This is a genomic window from Bacillus sp. FSL R5-0585, assembly GCF_038004545.1.
In the GTDB taxonomy this organism is placed as follows: Bacteria; Bacillota; Bacilli; order Bacillales; family Bacillaceae_G; genus Bacillus_A; species Bacillus_A cereus.
In genome coordinates this window covers 2,455,853-2,479,302 of sequence record NZ_JBBORJ010000001.1, presented here as the reverse complement: position 1 = coordinate 2,479,302, position 23,450 = coordinate 2,455,853, and the positions used below count along the sequence as shown (strand labels likewise).

The window sequence follows — 23,450 nt, the reverse complement described above, 5'->3', positions numbered from 1 at the left end:
TAAAAACAGCTTCCTTTTTTGTAGTGGTGTTAATTTATGCGCATTTAGGGAAGAAATATAAGAAATAATACGGTGAGAAGGGAATTAGAAAAATGAATGATGAGAAAAAATATACAGTGGTAGGTACTGATGTTGAGGAAGTAAAGCGTTTAAATAAAAATTCAGGGTTAACGTATAATCAAGTGAAAGAAATGTTAGCAAAGCAAATGCAAAAAAAGAAGTAATTAGATTGAAATCTTTCATTTTTTCATTTAGCATTTTGATTGGAGAGAGTTAAGTAAAAGGTAACTCTCTTTTTTGTATAGCTAAGCATCTTATAGAGTGGAGGAAGCAACATGAAGAAATGGGTAAAGGTAACGCTGTCTATCACTGGAGGCATTGTCTTATTAGCGTGTGCCGGCGGATATTACGTGTATAAAAATTATTTTCCAAAGGAACCTGAGCGTATTGTATATGATAAAGAAAGAGTGCTACAACCGATACATAATCAGCTTAAAGGAATCAATATAGAAAATGTAAAGATAAAAGAAAAAGAAGTTGTAAATGCGACTATAGATGAGCTTCAAAAAATGATTGATGATGGAAAGTTGTCATATGAAGAATTAACGAGTATTTATCTCTTTAGAATACAAGAACATGATCAAAATGGAATAACATTAAATTCTGTTACAGAGATAAATCCTAATGCGATGGAAGAAGCAAGAAAGTTAGATCAAGAGCGGGGGAGAAACAAAAAGTCGAATTTATATGGTATTCCTGTCGTTGTAAAAGATAATGTACAGACGGAAAAAGTGATGCCGACTAGTGCAGGAACTTATGTATTAAAAGATTGGATTGCAGATCAAGACGCAACAATTGTGAAGCAGTTGAAAGAAGAAGGAGCATTTGTTTTAGGAAAAGCGAATATGTCTGAGTGGGCGAACTATTTATCTTTTACAATGCCAAGCGGGTATAGCGGGAAGAAAGGACAAAATTTAAATCCGTACGGTCCGATTACATTCGATACTTCAGGATCAAGTTCAGGATCGGCTACAGTAGTTGCAGCAGATTTTGCGCCGCTTGTAATTGGAACAGAAACGACGGGATCGATTGTTGCACCAGCGGCGCAGCAATCAGTAGTTGGGTTACGTCCATCTTTAGGTATGGTAAGTAGAACAGGAATTATTCCATTAGCTGAAACTCTTGATACAGCAGGACCTATGGCAAGAACAGTAAAAGATGCAGCAACGCTATTTAATGCAATGATAGGTTATGATGAAAAAGATATTATGACAGAAAAAATGAAAGATAAAGAAAGGATTGATTATACAAAGGATTTATCAATAGATGGATTAAAAGGGAAAAAGATAGGGCTTCTTTTTTCTGTAGACCAACAAGATGAAAATAGAAAAGCAGTAGCAGAAAAAATTAGAAAAGACCTTCAAGATGCAGGTGCGATATTAACTGATAATATCCAGTTAAGTGCTGAGGGTGTAGATAATTTGCAAACATTAGAATATGAGTTCAAGCATAATGTAAACGACTATCTTTCACAGCAAAAGAATGTACCGGTAAAATCGTTAGAAGAGATTATAGCGTTTAATAAAAAGGATAGTAAAAGACGAATAAAATACGGACAAACATTAATTGAAGGGTCTGAAAAATCTGCTATAACGAAAGAAGAGTTTGAAAACGTAGTGCAAACGAGTCAAGAAAATGCAAGAAAAGAGCTAGATAGGTATTTAGTAGAAAAAGGTTTGGATGCTCTAGTTATGATTAATAACGATGAAGTCCTTCTATCAGCTGTAGCTGGTTATCCGGAATTAGCGGTTCCTGCTGGATATGATAAAAATGGAGAACCAATCGGTGTAGTGTTTGTAGGGAAACAGTTTGGTGAAAAAGAGCTTTTCAATATTGGATATGCGTATGAACAGCAGTCTAAAAATAGAAAATCACCTAGTTTATAAAAGATTATATGAAAAATAACTGGAATCCACCTAAATTATGTTGGTGGATTCCAGTTAAACGAATCTAACAATATGAAAAGAAAAAAAGGATTCTTCTCAATTAGTAAGAAAGATTGTCTATAGGAGTTCATAAAATGTAATATATTCAATTTCCATCCATTGAAGGGGGAGGTTAATTCTTAATGAATGAAGTAAAGAGTTTTTTTCGAAGTAGAGGGTTTCAACGGTTTCTCGTTTTAATAATAGTAGCGCTTGTATTATACGCATTAAAAAGTATGATTAATTTAATATTAATTACGTTTATACTGACGTTTTTAATGGATCGATTTCAACGTTTTATTTCAAGAAAATTGAAAGTAAACCGGAAAATTGTTATTGCATGTTTATATATAATACTAGTTTCCTTTATAGGCACAACATTATATAAATATTTACCTGTGCTGACGATACAAATTTCACAATTAATTTATCAATTTAAACTGTTTTTTCAAAATCCACCTGATAATGAAATCGTTAAATATGCACTTTCGACAATTAATGGGATGGAAGTATCAAAATATATAGAACAAGGTGTAGACGTCATATATCAATCAATAGCAAATATAGGGAAGGTAAGTTTACAAATATTATTATCTCTAATTTTAAGCTTATTTTTCTTATTAGAAAAAGAGCGTATTATTACATTTACATCTAAGTTTAAAGATAGTAAGTTAAAAATCTTTTATGAGGAAATTGCATATTTTGGTGAAAGATTTGCAAGATCGTTCGGCAAAGTAATTGAAGCTCAGTTTTTAATTGCCGTGGTAAATTGTATTCTTACTGTTATTGCATTAATCGTTTTAGGATTTCCACAGCTACTTGTATTAGCTGTTATGATTTTCTTACTAGGCTTGATTCCTGTTGCAGGTGTGATTATTTCTTTGTTTCCACTTTGTATCATTGCTTACAACGTAGGCGGAGTTATGTACGTAGTATACATACTCGTATTCATAACAGTAATCCATGCTCTTGAAAGTTATTTTTTAAATCCGAAGTTTATGTCTGCAAAAACAAATTTACCAATATTCTACACATTTATGATTCTTATCTTCTCAGAGCATTTCCTCGGAATATGGGGGCTTATTATCGGGATACCAATCTTTATCTTTTTATTAGATGTACTTGATATAAATAATGAGGATGCGACTAAAAAATAAGAAATGATAGAAAATCACAAAAAGTCATAGGAGATAATGAAAATAAAAAGCAATCCAAAATAAATTGGATTGCTTTTTATTTTCATTAAAGAACCGGAGCCATTGTTTCTTTCAATACTTGAACAGAGTGGTCGAATTTTAATTCTTCATCTTCACTTAATTCAACCTCTAAAATTTCACGAACACCGCCGCGATTTAAAACAGCAGGTACCCCGATATAAACATCTTTTTGACCGTATTGACCTTCTAAGTAAGCTGATACAGTTAATACACTATTTTCGTCGTTTAAAATTGCTTTTGTAACACGTAGAAGTGACATACCGATACCATAATAAGTTGCGCCTTTACGCTCAATAATATGGTAAGCTGCATCACGGACGTTTGTGAAAATTTTGTCTAAATCTTCTTGATTATACGTGTTGTCTTTTTCAAGCAGTGTTTGTAGTTTTTGGATACCAACGGAAACATGGCTCCAAACTGGAAGTTCAGTATCGCCGTGTTCTCCGATAATATAAGCGTGAATGTTGTGTGGACCAATATCGAAGTACTCACCTAACATATAGCGGAAACGAGCAGAATCAAGCGTTGTACCAGAACCGATTACACGTTCTTTCGGTAAACCAGATTCTTTCCAAGTTACGTAAGTTAAAATATCTACAGGGTTTGTTGCGATTAAGAAGATGCCATCAAATCCGCTATCCATAATACTGCGAACGATTTGTTTGAAGATTTTAGCGTTTTTCTCAACTAAATCTAAACGTGTTTCGCCTGGTTTTTGTGGTAATCCAGCTGTAATAACTACAAGGTCAGCATCTTTACAATCTTCGTAGCTGCCTTTCCATACTCTAGTTGGAGCTGGTGCGAATGGAACAGCATGACTTAAGTCCATTGCTTCCCCTTCAGCTTTTGCCTCATTTACATCGACTAAAACAAATTCTTCAGCTACAGCCTGGTTAATCATGCAGTAAGCATAACTACATCCAACTGCTCCTGTTCCTACTAATACAACACGGTTAATACCTTTTTTCATTTCAAAATTCCTCGCAATTTCATTGATTTTATTATGTAAGATAATACGTCTTACTTCTATAGAGTCATATCTAGTTTATTACATTTTATAAAAGATATTCAAGTATTTGAAAATGTATCCGTGCAAATCCGCGAACAAAACATAGGAATTCAGTGAACCGAATATAATTCAGTAAAATCCTTTGTAAAAGGGGAAATGGCATGGGGAATCCATTAGCAATGGAAGAAATGCTTCATATTATTCATGCAGGGCTTGTTAAAAAGAATAACCCAAAACGGATTACGATTGCAGGTGCAGGGATTTCTGGATTAGTTGCAGGTTCTTTATTAAAAGAGGCTGGGCACGAAGTAACGATTATAGAAGCAAATAACAGAATAGGTGGCAGAGTGTATACGATTCGGGAACCATTTAGTGTGGGTTTATATTTTAATGCGGGACCGATGAGAATCCCTGACACCCATAAGTTAACCTTAGCGTATATTCATAAATTTAAACTACCTTTAAACCTTTTTATAAATAAAACTTTTGCAGATATCATTTATACGAATAACATTCAAACGAGATTGAATGTGTTTGAAAATGATCCAAGTGTACTTGAATATCCGGTTTTGGATAAAGAAAGAGGAAAAACGGCAGAAGAGCTAATGATTGAAGTATTAGAACCAATACTAAATTACATTAAGAAGGATCCTGATAAAAACTGGCTTATCGTTGAAAAAAAGTATAAAACGTATTCGCTTGGTTCATTTTTAATGGAGTATTATTCAGATGGTGCGATAGATATGATTGGGGTACTTCTTGATATGGAAGCTTATATGGGAATGTCCTTAATTGAAGTATTACGTGAAATGATTTTCTTTACTTCAACAACGAAATATTATGAAATAACTGGTGGAATGGATAAGTTATCGAATGCATTCTTACCACAATTAAGGGAACATATTTTAATGCCGTATAAGGTTGATAAAATTATACAAGAAGATAATAAAGTAATGTTACAAGGAAATCATGAACAAACGTTAGAGCAATTTACAATAACAAGTGATTTTGCTATTATTACAATTCCGTTTTCAGCGTTAAGATTTGTAGAAGTTCAGCCATACTATTTATTCTCTTATTTTAAAAAAAGAGCAATTCGTGAATTAAATTATATTGCTGCAACTAAAATTGCAATAGAGTTTAAAAGTAGATTTTGGGAGAAAGCGGGACAGTGTGGCGGTAAATCTATTACTGATTTACCGATACGGTTTACATACTATCCGAGTTATGGCATTCATACTCCAGGACCAGCTATCGTTATAGCAAGTTATACGTGGGCAGATGAGGCGTTAACATGGGATAGTCTCCCGCAAAGAGATCGTATTCGGTACGCATTAAAAAATTTAGCGGAAATATACGGTGACATCGTCTATAGTGAGTTTGTCACTGGAACATCTTTTAGCTGGAGTAAAAATCCGTATTCTTGCGGTGCATTTACAGCTTTCGAACCAGGCCAAGAGCTCGAGTTATTTCCGTATATTACACCACCATCTGGAAAAGTACATTTTGCAGGAGAGCATACGACATTAACACATGGATGGATGCAAGGGGCAATTGAGTCTGGAGTTAGAGTTGCATATGAAGTAAATGAACAGTGAATCTCTTATATTTACAAATGGTCATTCTTTTAATAAAATGATAAATATAAATCGTAATTATTACGCTTTGAATACATTTGAAGTAAAGAAATGGATGGTCGGTTGAATGAATAAAGTGGAGATTCATATATTAGGTGGTTTTTTAGGTAGTGGAAAATCAACATTATTACAAAATTTATTGTTAGCAGAGAAAAAGAAGAATAGAAAAGTTGCAGTATTAATGAATGAAATTGGTGAATGCTCAGTAGATACAGATATTATTGGAAAAGAGAATGTTTTAAGAGAACTTCTTAAAGGATGTATTTGTTGTACGTTAAAAGAAGAGCTTGAAATACAATTACATTCGTTATACCAACAAGAAAGACCAGATGTAATTTATATAGAAACGACAGGTGTTGCGCATCCAATTGAAGTGTTAGACGCGTGTGTCTCGCCAATTTTAGCTCCTTTTCTGGAAGTGAAATCAATTGTAGTCGTTTTAGATGCAGTAAGGTGGTTAAATCGAAGTATATTAAGTGCAAATGTACAACAGCTATTGCATGAGCAACTGAAATTTGGTAGTCACATTCTTGTTAATAAAGCAGATTTACTAACAGATGAAGATAAGAATACAGTATTTGAAGAAGTAAAGGCAATAAATGATCATGCGAAAATGTATGAGACAAAGTATTGTAATATATCTTTAAAAGATATAGAAGAAGCAGAATTTCCAAATGATGAGGAACACGAGACACTACATGTCAAACAGCATTTACATATACAAACAATGACATATCAATTTACGAAACCGATTGATCAAGACAAATTATATGAATGGCTTTCGAATTTACCAGATAGTATTTATCGAGTGAAAGGTTTTGTGAAATTCCATGGAGATAAATACCCTCACCTATTCCAATATTCGTTCGGAGTACCAACTTTATTAGAACAAGACTTCGGTTTCCCGACAAACTTAGTAGTAATAGGAGAAGGACTAGATAAGAAACAATTGGCTGAAGGGTTAGAGAAAGTAGAACTTAACTCTAATTAAGGGGAAAAGACTAACTTAAAAATAAGTTAGTCTTTTTGTATGGTCATTACTGAAATGAAACAGTATTTTCAATTGGATTGCAGAATATATATTGATTGTATGTCCGTTTCCATTACATAGGAAGGTGATTATATATTTGTGCCGAATGTAGAGGGTACTACAAGAGTTTTCCATTATCTATCGAATTAGTTAGTCATGATTACGGACAGGGGATTTTGGCGTGTTTGATTCTATCAGAAAGTAAAGTATGGGGAGGATCACAATGTCGATGAAAAAACGTAAGTGGCTAAAAACAATGTTTACTGGTTGTGTTTTAGGTTCGTTATTAATAACGGCAGCTTGTTCAGGAAAGAAAACAAGTACAGAGGATGAAAAAACGATTAAGGTAGGAGTCCTTGCTTCTTTAACAGGACCGCTAGAATCGTATGGAAAACAAACAGTGAACGGATTTGAATTAGGGTTAGATTATGCAACTGGTGGAACTGGGAAAGTAGATGGGAAAAAGATTAAGTTTGTTGTAGAAGATACAGAAACGAAAGCGGATGTAGCAGTTAAAAAAGCTACGAAGTTATTAGAAGAAGAGAAAGTTGATTTTTTAGTTGGATCGTCTAGTTCAAGTGATACGTTAGCGGTTTTACCACTGGCTGAAGAATATGAAAAGATTATGGTTGTAGAACCGGCAGTTGCGGATAGTATTACCGGGAAGAACTGGAATAAATATATTTTTAGAACTGGAAGAAGTTCCTCACAAGATGCGATTGCAGGAGCAGCAGCAATTGCGAAAAAAGATGTAAAGATTGCAACATTTGCCCCAGATAACGCTTTTGGTCGTGAAGGGATTGCTGCATTTAAAGCGGGTGCGAAAAAATTAGGTGCGAACATTGTGAATGAGCAATACGCGGATACAAATTCAACAGATTTTACAGCGAATATTCAAAATATCATTAGTTCAAAACCAGATTATTTATTTATCGTTTGGGCAGGGGCAAATTCACCTTGGAAACAGTTGAAAGATATGAATGTGGAAGCGCAAGGTATTAAAATTTCTACAGGTGCGCCAGATATACCAGCATTAAAAACAATGGATGCATTAGTAGGTATGCAAGGTTTTTCTGTATATTATCACACACTTCCAAAAAATAAAGTGAATGATTGGCTAGTTGAAGAGCATAAAAAACGTTTTAATGGTGCAGTGCCAGATTTGTTTACAGCGGGAGGAATGTCAGCAGCAATTTCTATTGTAGAAGCCTTAAAGAAAACAAAAGGTGATACAGATGTAGATACCTTGATTAAGAAAATGGAAGGAATGGAATTTGATACACCGAAAGGAAAGATGAAGTTTAGAGAGAAGGACCACCAAGCGATGCAGACACTGTATTCTATCACATTGAAAAAGCAAGACGGTGTTGATTATCCGGTGCCAGTGTTAGAGCGAGAATTAACGATGAAAGAAACAGAACCACCAGTTCAAAATAAATAGACTGAATTTTCTGTTGTTTTTGTATAAAGAGGGGGGACCCTCTTTATACATATTTCTTTCATACTCACGGTTTTAAAGGGAGGGATTTCGTGACACATTTGCTAGAGACGAAAAATCTTAGTGTATCTTTTGGTGAACATCAAGTTATTAAAGATGTAAATTTAACTGTCCAAAAAGGAAAGCTCATTTCTATTATTGGGCCAAATGGTGCGGGGAAGACAACGTTATTTAATTTACTAAGTGGACAGATTTCACCCACAACAGGTGAAGTGTATTTTAAAGGGCAAGATATTACAAAACTATCGATTTCAGATCGAACACGCTTAGGAATCGGTCGCTCTTTTCAGCTTACAAACATATTCTCAGAATTAACGGTACTTGAAAATGTCCGTTTAAGTGTTCAATCATTCGTACAAGATTACTATAGTTTTTTCCCGAGTCCAGCAAAATTAAAGCAACAAGTTGGAGAGGCGAGACGTTTCTTAAAAACAGTATTACTTCATGAGAAAGAGAACGTATTAGCGAAAGATTTGGCACATGGAGAGAAAAGGAAGCTAGAACTTGCGATGTTATTAGCTTTAAAAACGGATGTGTTATTACTTGATGAGCCGACGGCAGGTATTTCGGTTGAGGAAGTCCCTGCTATATTACAAGTGATTGAAAATATTAAGAAACATCCAGAGAGCACAATTGTACTTATCGAACACAAAATGGATATGATACTAGGTTTGTCAGATCATCTTATCGTTTTATTTCATGGAGAGTTATTGGCTGAAGGATTGCCAGAAGAAATTATGAAAGATGAGCGTGTACAAAGTGCTTATTTAGGGGGATTATATAGTGGCACTATTACAAGTGAATAATATAGAAACGTATTTAGATCAGTTTCATATTTTGCAAGGAGTATCTCTTGCTGTTGAGAAAGGGACGATTACTGTACTGTTTGGTAGAAATGGGGCAGGAAAAACAACGACATTACGTTCAGTGATGGGGTTTCACCGCATTGCAGATGGTGAAATTTATTATGATAGTGCAAAAGTGAGTGGATTACCTACACATTTAATTTCAAGGAAAGGAATAGGGTATGTACCAGAAAATCAAGGTATTTTTCATGATTTGACAGTAGAAGAAACTTTCGCTCTTGCTAGGGGAAAAGGTGAGGAAGTAGAAGGGAAAATAGAGTGGATGCTGGAACTATTTCCGGATTTAAAGCAGTTTTGGAATAAGAAAAGTGGGCTCTTGAGCGGAGGGCAAAAGCAAATGTTGGCTATTTCAAGAGCGTTTATTAATAGTGATGGATTATTACTTATTGATGAACCGAGCAAAGGGCTATCCCCGATAATGGTGGAGAAATTAATGGTAGCTATTTTGAAGATGAAAGAGAAAACAACAGTTTTACTTGTTGAGCAAAATTTTATGATGGCCAGTCAAATTGGCGATTATTTTTACATTATGGATAACGGACGAATTGTTCATAACGGTTTTATGAATGAATTAAAAAAGGATAAGGAAATGTGTCATAAATATTTAGGAATCTCTTAACATGAATCCGAGGTGAAAAGGATGGATGTGTTAATCAATTTATTTGTAAATGGGATTTCAACAGGGATGCTCATTTTTTTGTTAGCATCAGGTCTTTCACTTATTTTCGGTCTAATGAGCGTTTTAAACTTTGCACACGGTGGTTTATTTGCATGGGGAGCATTTACAGGTGTTTGGTTATTTAATATGACAGGAAGTTATATATTAGCTTTAGTTGGAGCAGTAGCCATGGGAATGTTCCTAGGATTTATTTTAGAAAGGTTTCTTATTAGACCGGTATATGGAAATCATGTTCGACAGCTGCTCGTTACGCTTGGAGGAATGCTCGTTCTTAGTGAGTGTATTAAAATATTTTGGGGGCCAAACCCTATTAGTGCAAAATTACCGTTATGGTTACAAGGAAGTTTTACATTCGGAGGTATTATATTAATTAAATATCGTCTATTCGTTATTTTAATTGGGATAATTATTTACATTGCACTACTACTATTACTCAAAAAGACGAAGATAGGTCTTATGATCCGTGCAGGTGTAATGGATAAAGAAATGGTTCAAGCGCTTGGTATTAATGTAAAAGCGATATTTTCTTTCGTCTTTTTATTAGGGGCAGGGATGGCAGCTTTGGGAGGATTCTTATTAGCGCCGTATTCGGGCGTTATTTTCGCCGAGATGGGCATGCAGTATGCAATTTTAGCTTTTATAGTAGTAATTATCGGTGGATTAGGAAGCGTTCAAGGTTCAGCTATTGCTTCTTTAATTGTCGGATTAGCTGGTGCTTTTACAGCGTATTTTATACCAGATTTATCACTTGCAATTAATATGTTAATGTTACTATTTTTCTTAATAGTGAAGCCAACTGGACTTGTTGGTGAAAAGGGGTGAAATGGTGAACAACACATCGGACCGAATTAAAGTATACTTCGGAGTATGTATGCTCATTTGTTTAAGTGGATTTCCGTTCGTAAATGATTCACGGAGCCTGTTAATTTTGTTCACTCAAATCTTCATCTTTGCTATTTTTGCAATGAGTTTTGATGTATTGCTTGGGTATACAGGAATTGTATCGTTCGGTCATTGTATGTTCTTTGGGATAGGAGCATATGGGGTAGCGCTTTTATTTGATCGACAAGGCGTATCAATAACGAACTTTTTAATTGGAATAGTAGCTGCAATTATCGTTTCAGCAATCGTTAGTTATATAATTGGTTTGCTTTCTTTACGATTGAAAAGTCATTTTTATGCAATGTTAACACTTGCTATTTCACAGTTATTTTTCGTACTTGCTGAAAAATGGCGTGGGCTTACTCACGGAGGAGATGGTTTTACATTTGGGGTACCAGACGTATTCCGTGATCGTTTTACGTTTTATTATGTAACACTTATATGTTTACTTATCATTTTTGTTCTGTTACGTCTTTTCACCAAATCTTCTATTGGAAAAGTATTAAAGGCAATTTCCCAAAATGAGCAACGTGTTGAAGCACTAGGATATAAAGTGCTTCATTATAAAATTATTGCTAGCATTGTTGCAGGAGTAGTAGCTGCGATTAGCGGTGGTTTATTTGTTATCACATTGCGTTTTGTTAATACGACTGTATTTTCAATTGAAATGACATTAAATGCATTATTGATGACGATGATTGGTGGGGTTGGAACGTTAATTGGAGCAATTGCAGGAGCTGGAATTATTGAATCTCTAAAATATTATTTATCAGAACTAGCTACAGAGTATCCGATCTTTGAACGATGGACAATTATTCTTGGTTTATTGTACATTATCGTATTGCTAGTTTTCCCGAAAGGATTAGTTGGCACGGTTAAGGGACTGAAGAATATGAAACGGAATAAGAAGGAGAAAAGTGCAGAAGTGGAGCAAAATGTGTGAAAAATCAATTGTATAGAATATGAAAATCCCTCTTTTAGATTCATAAAGGAGGGATTTTTTATTAACCAAATAGTTCATCAGGGATTTGTTTGAAAGAGTTTTGATTTGTAAAAAAATGAACAGCTAATTTCTCAACTGGAACATCTTCAATTGGTACCAATTTATCATTTTTAATCGGCAAAAAGGCTATCCCTTTTCCGTCCTGAATAAACTCTTCCATAAGCGAATAAGAATCTAATTGTTGAAGTTGACGCTGAGATAAATTATTTTCTTTTAGAAATTGTATCGTCTTATTTCTAAAAGGGCACTTTTTGTCATTGCTAACGAAGAAAATTTCTTTTGAATAATCAATGGTACATTTTTCTTTCGCTTTTAATAAGCCTACAGAAATTGAGGTCGTGAACACTTTTTTAAACGATGCGTCAGGATAATCCTCATAAGTTATGACCATATCAACTTTTTGTTGCTGCAGTAATTTTTGCAAATGACTACTACTTTCTACATATATTTGATAATTTCTAAAGTTTTCTTCAATACGCTTACTTAAATAATTTGTCAAAATAGATTGTGACGTCGCTATTATATAAGAAGAACCACTCGTTTTAATTTCATCTTTTACTTCTTCTAATAGAGTTAATATTTTATTCGTGTAATCTAATAAAATGTCACCAGCAGGTAATAAGGAAACGCCTTTGTTATCTCTATGTAGTAAAGGTGTTTCTAACTCTTGTTCTAATTTTTTAATTCGCTCAGTTACGTTCGGTTGAACATATCCTAACTCTTTAGCAGCTTTACTAATAGAACCCTCACTAGCTACAGTTTTGAATATAATAAGATCATTTATTTCCAAGTATCTCAGCCCCTTATGCACTATCATTATAAATGATACCAAACATAATTTATACCTATTTTACGTTAGCCACTTATCGATTTATCATAATGTATATAAGATTGAAAGTGAGTGATAAACATGATTGGAATGCAATATAAGGTCATTCTTCCAAAGGATTATGACATGGAAATTATTAAGAAAAGGGTAAAGGATAATGGCTATAAAACTGATGGTTTCCAAGCACTAAATTTTAAAGCTTATTTAATTACGGAAACGGAGAAAGACGGGAATTTTTATAACTGCTATGCACCTTTATATATTTGGAATGGGCATGAAGGGATGAATAAATTTATCTTTGAAGGGTATTACGATAATATTTTACAATCGTTTGGTTGGCAACAAATACATATAGGTGTTCCATTAGTTGTTAATCTAAGTGATGATTTTAAGAAATGTAAGTATGTTGTTGAATACGTGGGGAGTATTTCTCAAAAGAATTCATTGATTGAAACTCAATTTAACTTTTTTAATAAGAATGTCCAGAATACAGAAAATTGTAAAGGGAATGTAATAGTGTATAACCCAGATAAGTGGGGATATAGTCAGTTTGAATTTTATGAAGTAAAGCCTGAAATTGAAGAGATAGAGGATATTACATTATATGAGGTTTTACACATTTCACAGTAGATGCGGAATTGAAATAGAAATAAATTATTTATAAAAAATCCATTTTGATTCAAGTAATAATGTTCAAAATGGACTTTTCTTAATTATCTTATGTATATTCAAAACAAATTACTGCTTTTCTTAATTCTTTATTAAAGAATAAGTAAATACGATCGGCACCATAAGCTTGAAAATAATATCCTGTAACAAATCCAACATATGTAAAGGGATGTCCATATTCATCTTTTGGTATATATAGAAGATTCGTAAAGTCAAAAATTTCGTCTTCGTTATCGCAGTCTTCTAATAATTCTTCACCTTCTTCTGTCATAAAACGAACATCATCTAGGATACCATTTACCACAGGATAATTTAATCCCCAGCCATTTGTTTGTTTTTCAACAAACTCTTGTTCTAATACTTCTACAGATGTTATTTCTTTTCCTAAGCTAGAATAAGGATAAATTTTTTGATTACGTTGAAAATACTCTTTACGGATTTGATAATCTCTTTTATTACTCTCATAGGCTTGTTCTATTATGTCAGAATTATTTTGTTCGATTTCGAAATAATTCCAATCCGCTTCAAATTTATATTTTCCATTAATGACATCGAATCCTAATGTATCTGCTTTCGTAAAATTTGTGTGAAATGGTTTGGTGAAATCACCCACGCAACCATCATGGATTTCTTTTGCTGACACAATATGTACCCATTCGTCCAATTCCGGTTCAATACATTGTAAGTTTATAGAACAAATGGGTAAAAAGTGCTTTTTATGTTGTTCCAAATCATCATAAAATATGTCTTCATATTCAGGGAATGGTTTTATAAATTGTTTAGAAATATGCATGTTCTGCCCACCTTTATATTAGTGATTTGTTTAATTTTATCATTTTATTTTAATTTTTTCTTATTTAAAAATTTATGATACACATAGTTATGGGAATAAAGAGTTCGTAAGTAAGGTGGATGTCTTATTGTTAAAATTTTATCATATGTCGAACAGTTGAGAGATGAAGCAAAGTAAGACTTCATACTTATACATAGCTTTATTACATTCGACACATAACGACAATATGCTGTTCATTTATCTGTTAGTATAATATATAGTTTTTGGGAACTTTTATCATTTTTACATTGGGGGAAGGGAATTTATGTTTAAAAAAATCGCGACAGTCACTTTAGCAGGGACGTTAGCTTTCAGTTTATCGGCATGTGATGAGAAGAAAGAAGTAGCTAAAACTGTATCAAATAATACGAAGGAAGAGCAAAGTAGTGCCAAAAAAGAAAATACGAAGAATGAAGATACAAGAGAATATAATGTTGAAAAAACTACTCAAATTAGAAATCAAAAATTAACAGTCCATAAAGTACAAATAGCACAAGTGGCAGAATATGATAAGCTGGAAAAAGGTAATGAGTTTGTTATTGTTCATGTTACAGTAGAGAATATTGGTAATCAAAAAGTTAGAATTAATCCATTAGATTTTTACCTTGAAAGAGGAGATGGAAGTATCGTGGACCATACATTTTCAACTAGTAATAAAAACGTTTTTAAAATTAAAGATGTAGATCCAAACGGTAAGATAACAGGAGCCATAACGTTTGAAGCGAAAAAAGGTGATTCTAATCTTGAATTAATTTATAGACCTGATGTTATGTCTAAAGAGGAAGTAAAGGTAGAACTTAAATGATATATCCTGTAAAAGCCCAATTGGTGTAAACAAGGTTTTTTATGCAAACTTATACAGGTTTTACATGAAGACGGTATGCTCAAATGAATTTACGTTACGATAAAAGAAAATAATAGATTAGATGGTGTGAATTTCAAACATACTGTTTTGAAAACAAAAAATAAATGCATGATAAGGATTGGCGTTGGAGCTTAATCCTTTTTTTATGAAGATGTAGAGAATGGCAAGTAGACCTAATACTACACGAGTGATGCCTTTAGTTAAGTAAAAGTAAGTTGAGTTATATAAAAAATGTGATTTTCTCTTGCATTACTATCACTTGCGTAGTAAAGTGATAGTAAGATTCACGATAGGAAGTGATCAAACATGCGTGATAATACGATAGGATCATTAATATGGTTACGTTTAATACGATTTACGAACCAAAGTAATCAAATGTCAAATGAGTTTTTAAAACGTTTTGATTTAACGACAGCTCAATTTGATGTGCTTTTGCAAATACGTACGTATCAACCACTAACACAAATGGAGTTAGCTGAAAAGGTAACTGTTACACAAGGTGGCATTTCTCGAATGTTAACTCGTCTTGAAAAGGAAGGGTATATTGTACGAAAACAAGATTGGAAAACGAAAACAATTAGTCTTACAGAGCAAGGAGAAGCAGCTTTAGAGAGAGCATTGCCAGAGCAACTTGCATTTCAATCATCGTTTTTTGATGATGTATTAAATGAAGAAGAGCAGAAAATATTATATGAGCTGATGACGAAAGTTCATAAGCATAGTGAAAAAAAAGAATTACCGCAAGAGTAATTTTTTTTACACTATCAATTGACTAATCAAGTGATGGTGTAGGTAATACGGAGATAAACTTGACTTACCAACGTTTTTAGAAAAAAACTAATACTACTTTATTAAAGGGGAGAGTAACTATGGAAAAATACCGTATAGATACAAGAAAAGGAATTGAGTTTGGATTATATTCAATTGGTGATCATGTTTTAAATCCACATAATGGGGACAAAATTACGCCAGAGAAAAGAATTCACGAACTAATTGAAACAGCTAAGTTAGCAGATGAGGCAGGGCTTGATGTGTTTGCTGTCGGTGAAAGTCATCAAACACATTTTACAACACAAGCTCATACAGTTATTTTAGGAGCTATTGCACAAGCTACGAAAAATATAAAAATTGCAAGTTCAGCAACGATAATAAGTACATCTGATCCGGTACGAGTATATGAGGATTTTGCTACAATTGACTTGATTTCTAATGGACGTGCAGAAATTGTGGCTGGTCGTGGATCTCGTATTGGAGGATATAGTTTACTTGGTTATGACGTGAATGATTATGAAGAATTATTCGAAGAGAAGATGGATCTTTTATTAAAAATTAATAACGAGGAACATGTAACATGGAATGGACAGTTTAGAGCACCGCTCGCACATGCATCGGTTATTCCAAGAGCGAAAAATAATAACTTACCAATTTGGCGTGCAGTTGGAGGTCCACCAGCTAGTGCAATTAAAGCAGGACGTGCAGGTGTGCCAATGATGATAACAACACTAGGTGGTCCAGCTATTAACTTTAAAGGATCAGTAGATGCTTATCGTGAGGCGGCTGCGCAAAGTGGATTCAATCCAACAAGTTTGCCAGTTGCAACAACGAGTTTATTTTATACGGCAAAAAATTCACAAGATGCACTTAGTGAATATTACCCTCACATTAATGCTGGTATGCTTACACTGCGCGGTGGTGGGTATCCGAAACAGCAATTTACAAATGCAATAGATTACCGTGATGCTTTAATGGTTGGTAGCCCACAACAAATCATTGAGAAAATGCTTTACCAATATGAATTGTTTGGCCAACAACGCTTTATGGCACAAATCGATTTTGGCGGTGTATCATTTGATAAAATTGAGAAAAATATTGAATTCATTGCTACTGAAATTTTACCAGCCGTTAGAAAACATACAGCAAAATAAATAAAAAAAACTGAGAGTTTAATCGACTCTCAGTTTTTTTATTTGTTCTGGAAACATGACAAAAAAATGAACTTTTAGTCGAGGAAGAGGGAAGTTATTTTCTATTTTTGAATAACATTATTTCGAGTTTGAATTTTGGAAATACATTTTTCTCTTGACAAAAAATAAGCATTTATCGAGGTTGCTTTCGAGGACATTTTTTCGGGTAAAAGTCAAGCGTATGAAGAAAAAACGATTGTTTTATAGATATAAAAGTAAGAAGTATATTGAAAAAACACATTTTGCTAATGAGAAAAATCTGCTTCAAAAAAATGACAAAAGACATATTTCAGACAAAATGATGTCAATAATACGTCAAAAATAACCTGAATTTACTATGCAGGTATATTATACAATTCGATTAACGAATAAAACACTACAGAAATAGTGAAAAGGTAAAAAATAGCATTACAATAGTTTGAAAAACTGAAACTTCATATTTTTCGACAATACATACAAAATGTTTTTGTCTTTTCGTATTTCTTAATAATTGAGTTTGATAAGATTGCTCAATTAACTTTTATTATAAAAACTATGAAGGAAGTGATTTTAGTATGGAAACGCTCGAATTGGCACGAATACAGTTCGCATCAACAACGATTTTCCATTACTTTTTTGTTCCGCTATCAATTGGTTTAGCTTTTATTATTGCGATCATGCAAACGTTGTATGTGGTAAAAGGGCAAGAAGTATATAAGAAGATGGCAAAGTTTTGGACGCAATTATTCCTTATTAACTTTGCAGTAGGTGTAGTAACAGGTATTTTACAAGAATTTCAGTTTGGTATGAACTGGTCAACGTATTCACGTTTTGTAGGTGATGTATTTGGTCCCTCGCTTGCAATTGAAGGATTACTGGCATTTTTCATTGAGTCTACATTCCTAGGTTTATGGGTATTCGGTGAGGACAAATTACCGAAGCGAATTCACTTAATGTGTATTTGGCTCCTTTCAATTGGAACGATGTTATCAGCATTCTGGATTTTAACTGCAAGTGCATTTATGCAGTCACCTGTCGGGTATGAAATGGCAGCTGATGGTCGTGCGCAAATGAATGATTTCTTAGCCATTATTCAAAACCCACAACTATGGGTACAATTCCCGCATACAATTACAGCGGCAATTGCAACAGGTGCATTCTTTATTGCTGGTGTAAGTGCATGGAAAATTACAAAAGGACAAGAAACTGTAGTATTTAAAAAATCTTTCCGAATTTCTATCATTGTTGGAACAATTACAACGGCGCTTGTATTATTCTTTGGTCATGCACAAGCGCAACAATTAATTAAGACACATCCAATGAAGATGGCGGCAGCTGAAGCGCTATGGAATACAAGTGAGGATCCAGCACCATTTACAGTATTTTCGAAAATTGATACAGAGAAGAAAGAAAATTCGTTTGAAATTCAAATCCCTTATATGCTAAGTCTATTATCGTATGATAAGTTTAGCGGTCAAGTTGAAGGGATGAATCAAATTCAAAAACAATATGAGGAAAAATATGGACCTGGAGATTATATTCCTCCAGTGCATACAATGTTTTGGAGTTTTAGAGCGATGGTAATGAGTGGAACATTCATGCTTCTTCTAGGAGCTTACGGATGGTTCTTATCAAGAAAAGATCGTTTAGCTGAAAAAACGTGGTATTTAAAATTAATGGTGTATGCAATTTCTCTTCCATTCATCGGTAATACAGTAGGGTGGATTATGACTGAAATGGGTCGTCAACCTTGGGTAGTATTTGGTGTAATGAAAACAGAAGATGCTGTATCACCAAATGTAACATTCGGTGAAGTATTATTCTCACTTATTTCATTCACATCAATGTATTTAATTATGGGTGGAATTTGTGTGTACTTATTCGTTCGTACCATTAAGGGCCACACGAATAAGAAAACGAAAAAGGATTATCAAAGCCATGATCCATTTGATAAGGAGGAAGAGTATGTTATCTCTTAATGAGTTGTGGTTTTTAGTTATTGCAATCTTGTTTGTTGGATTCTTCGTACTGGAAGGTTTCGATTTTGGTGTAGGAATGGTTTCGAGGTTTTTAGGAAAGAATGATTTTGAAAAACGAGTTTACTTAAATACAATAGGACCGTTCTGGCACGCGAATGAAGTATGGCTTGTTTGTGCTGGTGGAGCCATGTTTGCGGCATTTCCGCACTGGTATGCAACTTTATTTAGTGGTTTTTATATTCCATTTGTATTTATGCTTCTTGCTTTAATTTTAAGAGGTGTTTCCTTTAAATTTCGTGCGAAAATAGATAATCATAAATGGAAGAGTGCATGGGATTGGGGGATGTTTATTGGAAGTATGTTACCTCCTATCCTTTGGGGAGTTGCGATTGCAAACTTTATGGTAGGTGTACCTATTGATGAGAGTAAAAATGTTGTAGGTGGCTTCTTGCAATTACTTCATCCATTTGCGTTACTTGGAGGAGTAATGTTTCTCCTACTATGTATTGTTCACGGATTACAATTTCTTACGATACGTACAACTGGTAAATTGAGAGAACGTGCACGAATTGCTGCAATAAAAATTGCACCATTTTCATTACTTACACTTCTTGTTTTTGCTGGTGTGGGGTTATGGAAAACCGACATTTTCACTGCTCATGGAACAGAATGGATTATGGTACCAATCGGAGCTTTTGTAGCACTATTAGTGTCCACTTTATTAAATAAAAGAAGAAGAGATGGTTGGGCTTTCTTTATGACGAGTTTAACGATCATTTTACTAAGTGCGAGTGTATTTATCGGTATGTTCCCACGTGTTATGATTAGCTCTTTAGGAGCAATGAATGATTTGACAATTTACAACGCAGCATCAGGAGCTTATGCATTAAAACTTATGACTTACTTTGCGATTGCTATTTTGCCTTTCGTTATCGGAAGTCAAATATGGAGTTATTATGTATTTAGACAACCTGTTAAGTCAGACAACGATTTGGAGTACTAATGAAAAGAAAAAGAGGACTTCCGTCTTATCCCGGTAGCCGTATTTTATATGTAGCGTTAACGATTATTAGTATTTTAGAAGCTTTTAGTATTATTGCGCAAACAATCTTTTTAGCACGAGCTATTACGTTTTTATTTCATGGAGAGACAGTACAAACAATATTAAGTGAAGTTGTTTATTTTGGTATCGCGTTTGCAGCGCGTAACATAGTAGTTCGAACATCACAAATATTAGTGGAACGTTTTGCTGAAAAAACAGGGTCGTTACTAAGAAAACAATTGATAGAGGCATATTTCACATTAGGTCCAAGGTATGTTCAAACTGTTGGAACTGGTCATCTGGTTACCTTATCAATTGAGGGGATTGAGAAATTTAAAACATATATTGAATTAACGATTCCTAAAATGATTAGAAGTAGTATCGTTCCAGGTCTAATTGTACTATATGTTTTTACGCTAGATATTGAGTCTGGAATCATTTTAGTTGTAACGATTCCTATCGTGATCATATTTATGATTCTTCTCGGATTAGCAGCGCAAAAAATGGCAGATAGTCAGTATGAGATATATCGTGTACTTTCGAATCATTTTGTAGATACGTTAAAAGGTTTAGAAACATTAAAGTATTTAGGGAAAAGTGAACAGCACGAAGGAAAGATTGAAAAAGTAAGTAAAAGATATAGAAAAGCAACGATGCGTACTTTGCGAGTTGCTTTTCTTTCTTCTTTTGCATTAGATTTCTTTACGAGTTTATCAATTGCGTTTGTGGCAGTTGGATTAGGGATACGTTTAATAGATGGAACGATTATACTATTACCAGCCCTTACAATTTTGATTTTAGCTCCGGAATATTTTCTGCCGATTAAACAAGTGGGAGCAAATTATCATGCGACATTAGATGGACAAATTGCGATGGAGCAAATAGAAGAGATTTTGCAACAACAAAAAGGAATACAAAAGAAAGATTTAAATGAAGATATAGTATGGAATGCCTCTAGTAGCTTGAAATTACAAGATATCAAAGTTAATAATACTGAATCTGAAAAGGCTATATTAGAAGGAATTAATTTTACTTGGGAAGGTAACGGTGCTATTGGTGTTATTGGTGAAAGTGGTGCAGGGAAATCGACGTTAATCGACGTATTAGCAGGTTTTTTATCTCCTTCGAGTGGAAAGATGTTAGTAAATGGTGTAGAAGTTGATGGATCTACTCGTGAAGATTGGCAAAAAAATATTGCTTATATTCCGCAGCAACCTTATATTTTTCCGCTTTCATTAAAGGATAACATTCGTTTTTATGAAACAAATGCAACAGATGAAGAAGTTGAAAGAGTTATTAATGAAGTCGGCCTTCGTTCACTCGTTACATCACTTCCAAATGGGATACACGAAAGAATTGGAGAAGGTGGACGTATGCTAAGTGGCGGACAAGAACAGCGTGTTGCTATGGCGCGTGCGCTTTTAAGTAAAAAACCAATCATTTTATTAGATGAGCCTACGGCACATCTTGATATTGAAACCGAATTTGAAATAAAGCAAGCGATGTTACGTCTATTTAATGGAAAGTTAGTATTTTTAGCAACTCACCGTCTACATTGGATGAAACAAATGGACCATATTCTTATTCTAAATAAAGGGGAAATGAAAGAAAGTGGGACGTATGAAGAACTTTTAGAGAATGAGACATTACATTTTCATAGGGAAGAGAGGGGAGAGAAATGAGTAACTGGGTTAAACCTTATATAAAACAAAATAAAGGTAGAATGACTTTAACTATTTTCCTTGGTCTTCTTGGAGTTAGTTCAGGAGCGATGTTACTTTTTATTTCAGGTTATTTGATCTCAAAATCTGCCCTTAGACCAGAAAATGTAATGGCTGTATATGTTCCTATTGTTGCAACAAGAGCGTTTAGTATAGGGCAAGCTGTATTTCATTATATAGAGCGCCTAGTCGGACATGATGTCGTACTACGTATATTAGAAAAAATGAGAACGAGGCTATATAGAATAGTAGAACCACAGGCGTTATTTTTCCGTTCTCGATTTCAAACGGGTGATATGTTAGGAGTGTTATCCGAAGATATAGAGCATTTGCAAAACCTATATTTACGTACAATATTTCCTAGCATATTAGCGTTAGTTGTTTATAGTATCTTCGTACTTGTTATCGGTGCATTTGATTTTGTTTTTGCACTTATTGTAGGTTGTATGTTAGCTATTATCGTTTTTCTTCTTCCGTTTGTATCATTACTTTTGATGAAGAAACATCATGTTACTTTAAAGCAAGGAAGAAACCGTTTGTATCAACAACTGACAGATGCTGTTTTTGGATTATCTGATTGGCAAGCAAGTGGTCGTAAAGATGAATTTATTAATGAGTATGTAAAACAAAATGATCAGTTGTTAAAAATCGAAAAGAGAGTGAAACGCTGGTATCATATTCGGGACAGTATCATTCAATTAGTAGTAGGTATTGTAGTTATTTCGATGATCATATGGACTGGGAATGAAGCGGCAAGTGAACAAATTGCTCCTACAGTTATCGCAGCTTTCGTATTAATGACTTTATCTGTAACAAACGCGCTTATTCCTATTGCAGATGCCATCGATCGAATACCGTCGTACGTAGAATCTACCCATCGTCTTAATGGCGTAGAAAGTGATAGTGTTTTACATGATGAAACGGATTTGCATGGAGAGAAAGATTATATTGAACCAAAACATGTAGATATTGAACTGAATCACGTATCGTATAGTTATCCAGATAGTAATGAGATTGTATTAAAAGATGTATCATTACAAATAAAAGCAGGGAAGAAAATTGCTATTTTAGGGAGAAGTGGGACAGGGAAATCTACTTTACTAAAATTGTTAACAGGGGCGTTAAGCCCAGTAAATGGCCAAGTTGTATTGAATGGTGAACGAGCTCATACGAATCTTTTATCTAAATATATTTCTGTATTAAATCAAAAGCCGCATGTGTTTGATACGACAGTTGGAAATAATGTACGAATTGGCAAACCAGAGGCGACGGATGAAGAGATATGGAAAGCTTTAGAGAAAGCACAATTAGCTTCACATGTTACTTCTCTTCCGGACGGATTACAAACAAAAATGCATGAAATGGGAAAGCGGTTTTCTGGTGGGGAAAGACAAAGGGTTGCTTTTGCTAGAACTCTTATGCAAGAAACACCAATTATTGTACTTGATGAACCGACTATCGGTTTAGATCCAAAAACAGAATTGTCTTTAATCGAAACAATGTTTTCTGCAACGGAAGAAAAGACGGTTATTTGGATTACGCACCATCTTGTAGGAATAGAACATGTAGACGAAGTTATATTCCTTGATCGTGGCCAAATTGTCATGCAAGGTAGTCATAAACAACTTCTGAAAGAAAATGAAAAGTATCGTAAACTTTATGAGTTAGATAAAGGAATATAATTTGAATAAGCAATAATTGTAAAAATAGCTACGCCTAATGGTGGAGCTATTTTTTTGTTAGATTGCAGGTGTATATGATTGT

Annotated in this window: 21 protein-coding genes; 18 read left to right on the top strand and 3 right to left on the bottom strand. The window is 34.0% G+C overall.

The features are described from left to right. The first annotated feature begins 92 nt into the window (after positions 1–92). The 3 genes from MKY38_RS12670 to MKY38_RS12660 all read left to right on the top strand — a co-directional run bounded on the left by MKY38_RS12670 (position 93) and on the right by MKY38_RS12660 (position 3,142). Positions 93–224, top strand: a complete 132-nt coding sequence (locus MKY38_RS12670; protein ID WP_000997344.1) for a hypothetical protein — start codon at positions 93–95, stop codon at positions 222–224. A 111-nt stretch (positions 225–335) separates the two neighbouring features. Next, entirely contained in the window at positions 336–1,946 is a 1,611-nt protein-coding gene (locus MKY38_RS12665) for an amidase family protein (protein ID WP_114555689.1), read from the top strand. 182 nt (positions 1,947–2,128) lie between these two features. Beyond that, positions 2,129–3,142, top strand: a complete 1,014-nt coding sequence (locus MKY38_RS12660) for an AI-2E family transporter (protein ID WP_001006597.1) — start codon at positions 2,129–2,131, stop codon at positions 3,140–3,142. An 85-nt stretch (positions 3,143–3,227) separates the two neighbouring features. On the opposite strand, the gene MKY38_RS12655 is transcribed toward MKY38_RS12660, so the two are convergent. Next, complete coding sequence (locus tag MKY38_RS12655; RefSeq protein ID WP_086388624.1) at positions 3,228–4,172, bottom strand: L-lactate dehydrogenase; 945 nt, start codon at positions 4,170–4,172, stop codon at positions 3,228–3,230. Positions 4,173–4,372: 200 nt separating this feature from the next. On the opposite strand from MKY38_RS12655, the gene MKY38_RS12650 reads away from it, so the two are divergent. The 7 genes from MKY38_RS12650 to MKY38_RS12620 all read left to right on the top strand — a co-directional run bounded on the left by MKY38_RS12650 (position 4,373) and on the right by MKY38_RS12620 (position 11,746). After that, positions 4,373–5,809 carry a flavin monoamine oxidase family protein gene (locus MKY38_RS12650; protein WP_000528002.1) on the top strand — a complete coding sequence of 479 codons (1,437 nt, stop codon included), beginning with the start codon at positions 4,373–4,375 and terminating at the stop codon, positions 5,807–5,809. A gap of 106 nt (positions 5,810–5,915) precedes the next feature. After that, positions 5,916–6,839, top strand: coding sequence for a CobW family GTP-binding protein (locus MKY38_RS12645; RefSeq protein ID WP_341049121.1), 924 nt, complete (start codon positions 5,916–5,918; stop codon positions 6,837–6,839). A 262-nt stretch (positions 6,840–7,101) separates the two neighbouring features. After that, positions 7,102–8,319 (top strand): substrate-binding domain-containing protein, encoded by a 1,218-nt coding sequence (locus tag MKY38_RS12640; RefSeq protein ID WP_000061996.1) that lies wholly within the window; start codon positions 7,102–7,104, stop codon positions 8,317–8,319. A gap of 89 nt (positions 8,320–8,408) precedes the next feature. Then, entirely contained in the window at positions 8,409–9,182 is a 774-nt protein-coding gene (locus tag MKY38_RS12635) for an ABC transporter ATP-binding protein (protein ID WP_000149339.1), read from the top strand. Further along, on the top strand, positions 9,160–9,861 hold the full coding sequence (locus MKY38_RS12630) for an ABC transporter ATP-binding protein (RefSeq protein WP_001196696.1): 702 nt from the start codon (positions 9,160–9,162) through the stop codon (positions 9,859–9,861). Before MKY38_RS12635 ends, MKY38_RS12630 begins: the two co-directional genes overlap by 23 nt. Before the next feature lie 21 nt (positions 9,862–9,882). Next, complete coding sequence (locus MKY38_RS12625; RefSeq protein ID WP_000382787.1) at positions 9,883–10,743, top strand: branched-chain amino acid ABC transporter permease; 861 nt, start codon at positions 9,883–9,885, stop codon at positions 10,741–10,743. A 49-nt stretch (positions 10,744–10,792) separates the two neighbouring features. After that, on the top strand, positions 10,793–11,746 hold the full coding sequence (locus tag MKY38_RS12620; RefSeq protein ID WP_041184025.1) for a branched-chain amino acid ABC transporter permease: 954 nt from the start codon (positions 10,793–10,795) through the stop codon (positions 11,744–11,746). Between the two features lie 61 nt (positions 11,747–11,807). Here MKY38_RS12620 and MKY38_RS12615 read toward each other — a convergent pair whose 3' ends face one another. After that, a complete protein-coding gene (locus MKY38_RS12615) occupies positions 11,808–12,596 on the bottom strand; it encodes a LysR family transcriptional regulator (protein ID WP_000404991.1) in 789 nt (262 codons plus the stop codon). 120 nt (positions 12,597–12,716) lie between these two features. Between MKY38_RS12615 and MKY38_RS12610 the strand changes: the two genes are divergently transcribed. Further along, positions 12,717–13,265 carry a DUF4865 family protein gene (locus tag MKY38_RS12610; RefSeq protein ID WP_000579891.1) on the top strand — a complete coding sequence of 183 codons (549 nt, stop codon included), beginning with the start codon at positions 12,717–12,719 and terminating at the stop codon, positions 13,263–13,265. Between the two features lie 88 nt (positions 13,266–13,353). On the opposite strand, the gene MKY38_RS12605 is transcribed toward MKY38_RS12610, so the two are convergent. Then, on the bottom strand, positions 13,354–14,097 hold the full coding sequence (locus tag MKY38_RS12605; protein ID WP_000548214.1) for a hypothetical protein: 744 nt from the start codon (positions 14,095–14,097) through the stop codon (positions 13,354–13,356). 304 nt (positions 14,098–14,401) lie between these two features. Between MKY38_RS12605 and MKY38_RS12600 the strand changes: the two genes are divergently transcribed. From MKY38_RS12600 to cydC, 7 genes are all read left to right on the top strand, one after another. Further along, entirely contained in the window at positions 14,402–14,941 is a 540-nt protein-coding gene (locus MKY38_RS12600) for a DUF4352 domain-containing protein (RefSeq protein ID WP_000473159.1), read from the top strand. 366 nt (positions 14,942–15,307) lie between these two features. Further along, entirely contained in the window at positions 15,308–15,751 is a 444-nt protein-coding gene (locus MKY38_RS12595) for a MarR family winged helix-turn-helix transcriptional regulator (RefSeq protein WP_001205523.1), read from the top strand. A gap of 119 nt (positions 15,752–15,870) precedes the next feature. Continuing rightward, the gene (locus MKY38_RS12590) at positions 15,871–16,926 is read left to right on the top strand and encodes an LLM class flavin-dependent oxidoreductase (RefSeq protein WP_341049120.1); all 1,056 of its coding nucleotides are present in this window, start codon (positions 15,871–15,873) and stop codon (positions 16,924–16,926) included. Positions 16,927–17,519: 593 nt separating this feature from the next. Continuing rightward, on the top strand, positions 17,520–18,923 hold the full coding sequence (cydA, locus tag MKY38_RS12585) for a cytochrome ubiquinol oxidase subunit I (RefSeq protein ID WP_000448870.1): 1,404 nt from the start codon (positions 17,520–17,522) through the stop codon (positions 18,921–18,923). After that, positions 18,910–19,926, top strand: a complete 1,017-nt coding sequence (gene cydB / locus MKY38_RS12580; protein WP_000950085.1) for a cytochrome d ubiquinol oxidase subunit II — start codon at positions 18,910–18,912, stop codon at positions 19,924–19,926. The genes cydA and cydB overlap by 14 nt, the downstream gene beginning before the upstream one ends. Next, the gene (cydD, locus tag MKY38_RS12575; protein WP_000824039.1) at positions 19,926–21,647 is read left to right on the top strand and encodes a thiol reductant ABC exporter subunit CydD; all 1,722 of its coding nucleotides are present in this window, start codon (positions 19,926–19,928) and stop codon (positions 21,645–21,647) included. Before cydB ends, cydD begins: the two co-directional genes overlap by 1 nt. Next, a complete protein-coding gene (cydC, locus tag MKY38_RS12570) occupies positions 21,644–23,368 on the top strand; it encodes a thiol reductant ABC exporter subunit CydC (protein WP_097862601.1) in 1,725 nt (574 codons plus the stop codon). Before cydD ends, cydC begins: the two co-directional genes overlap by 4 nt. Positions 23,369–23,450 lie beyond the last annotated feature (82 nt).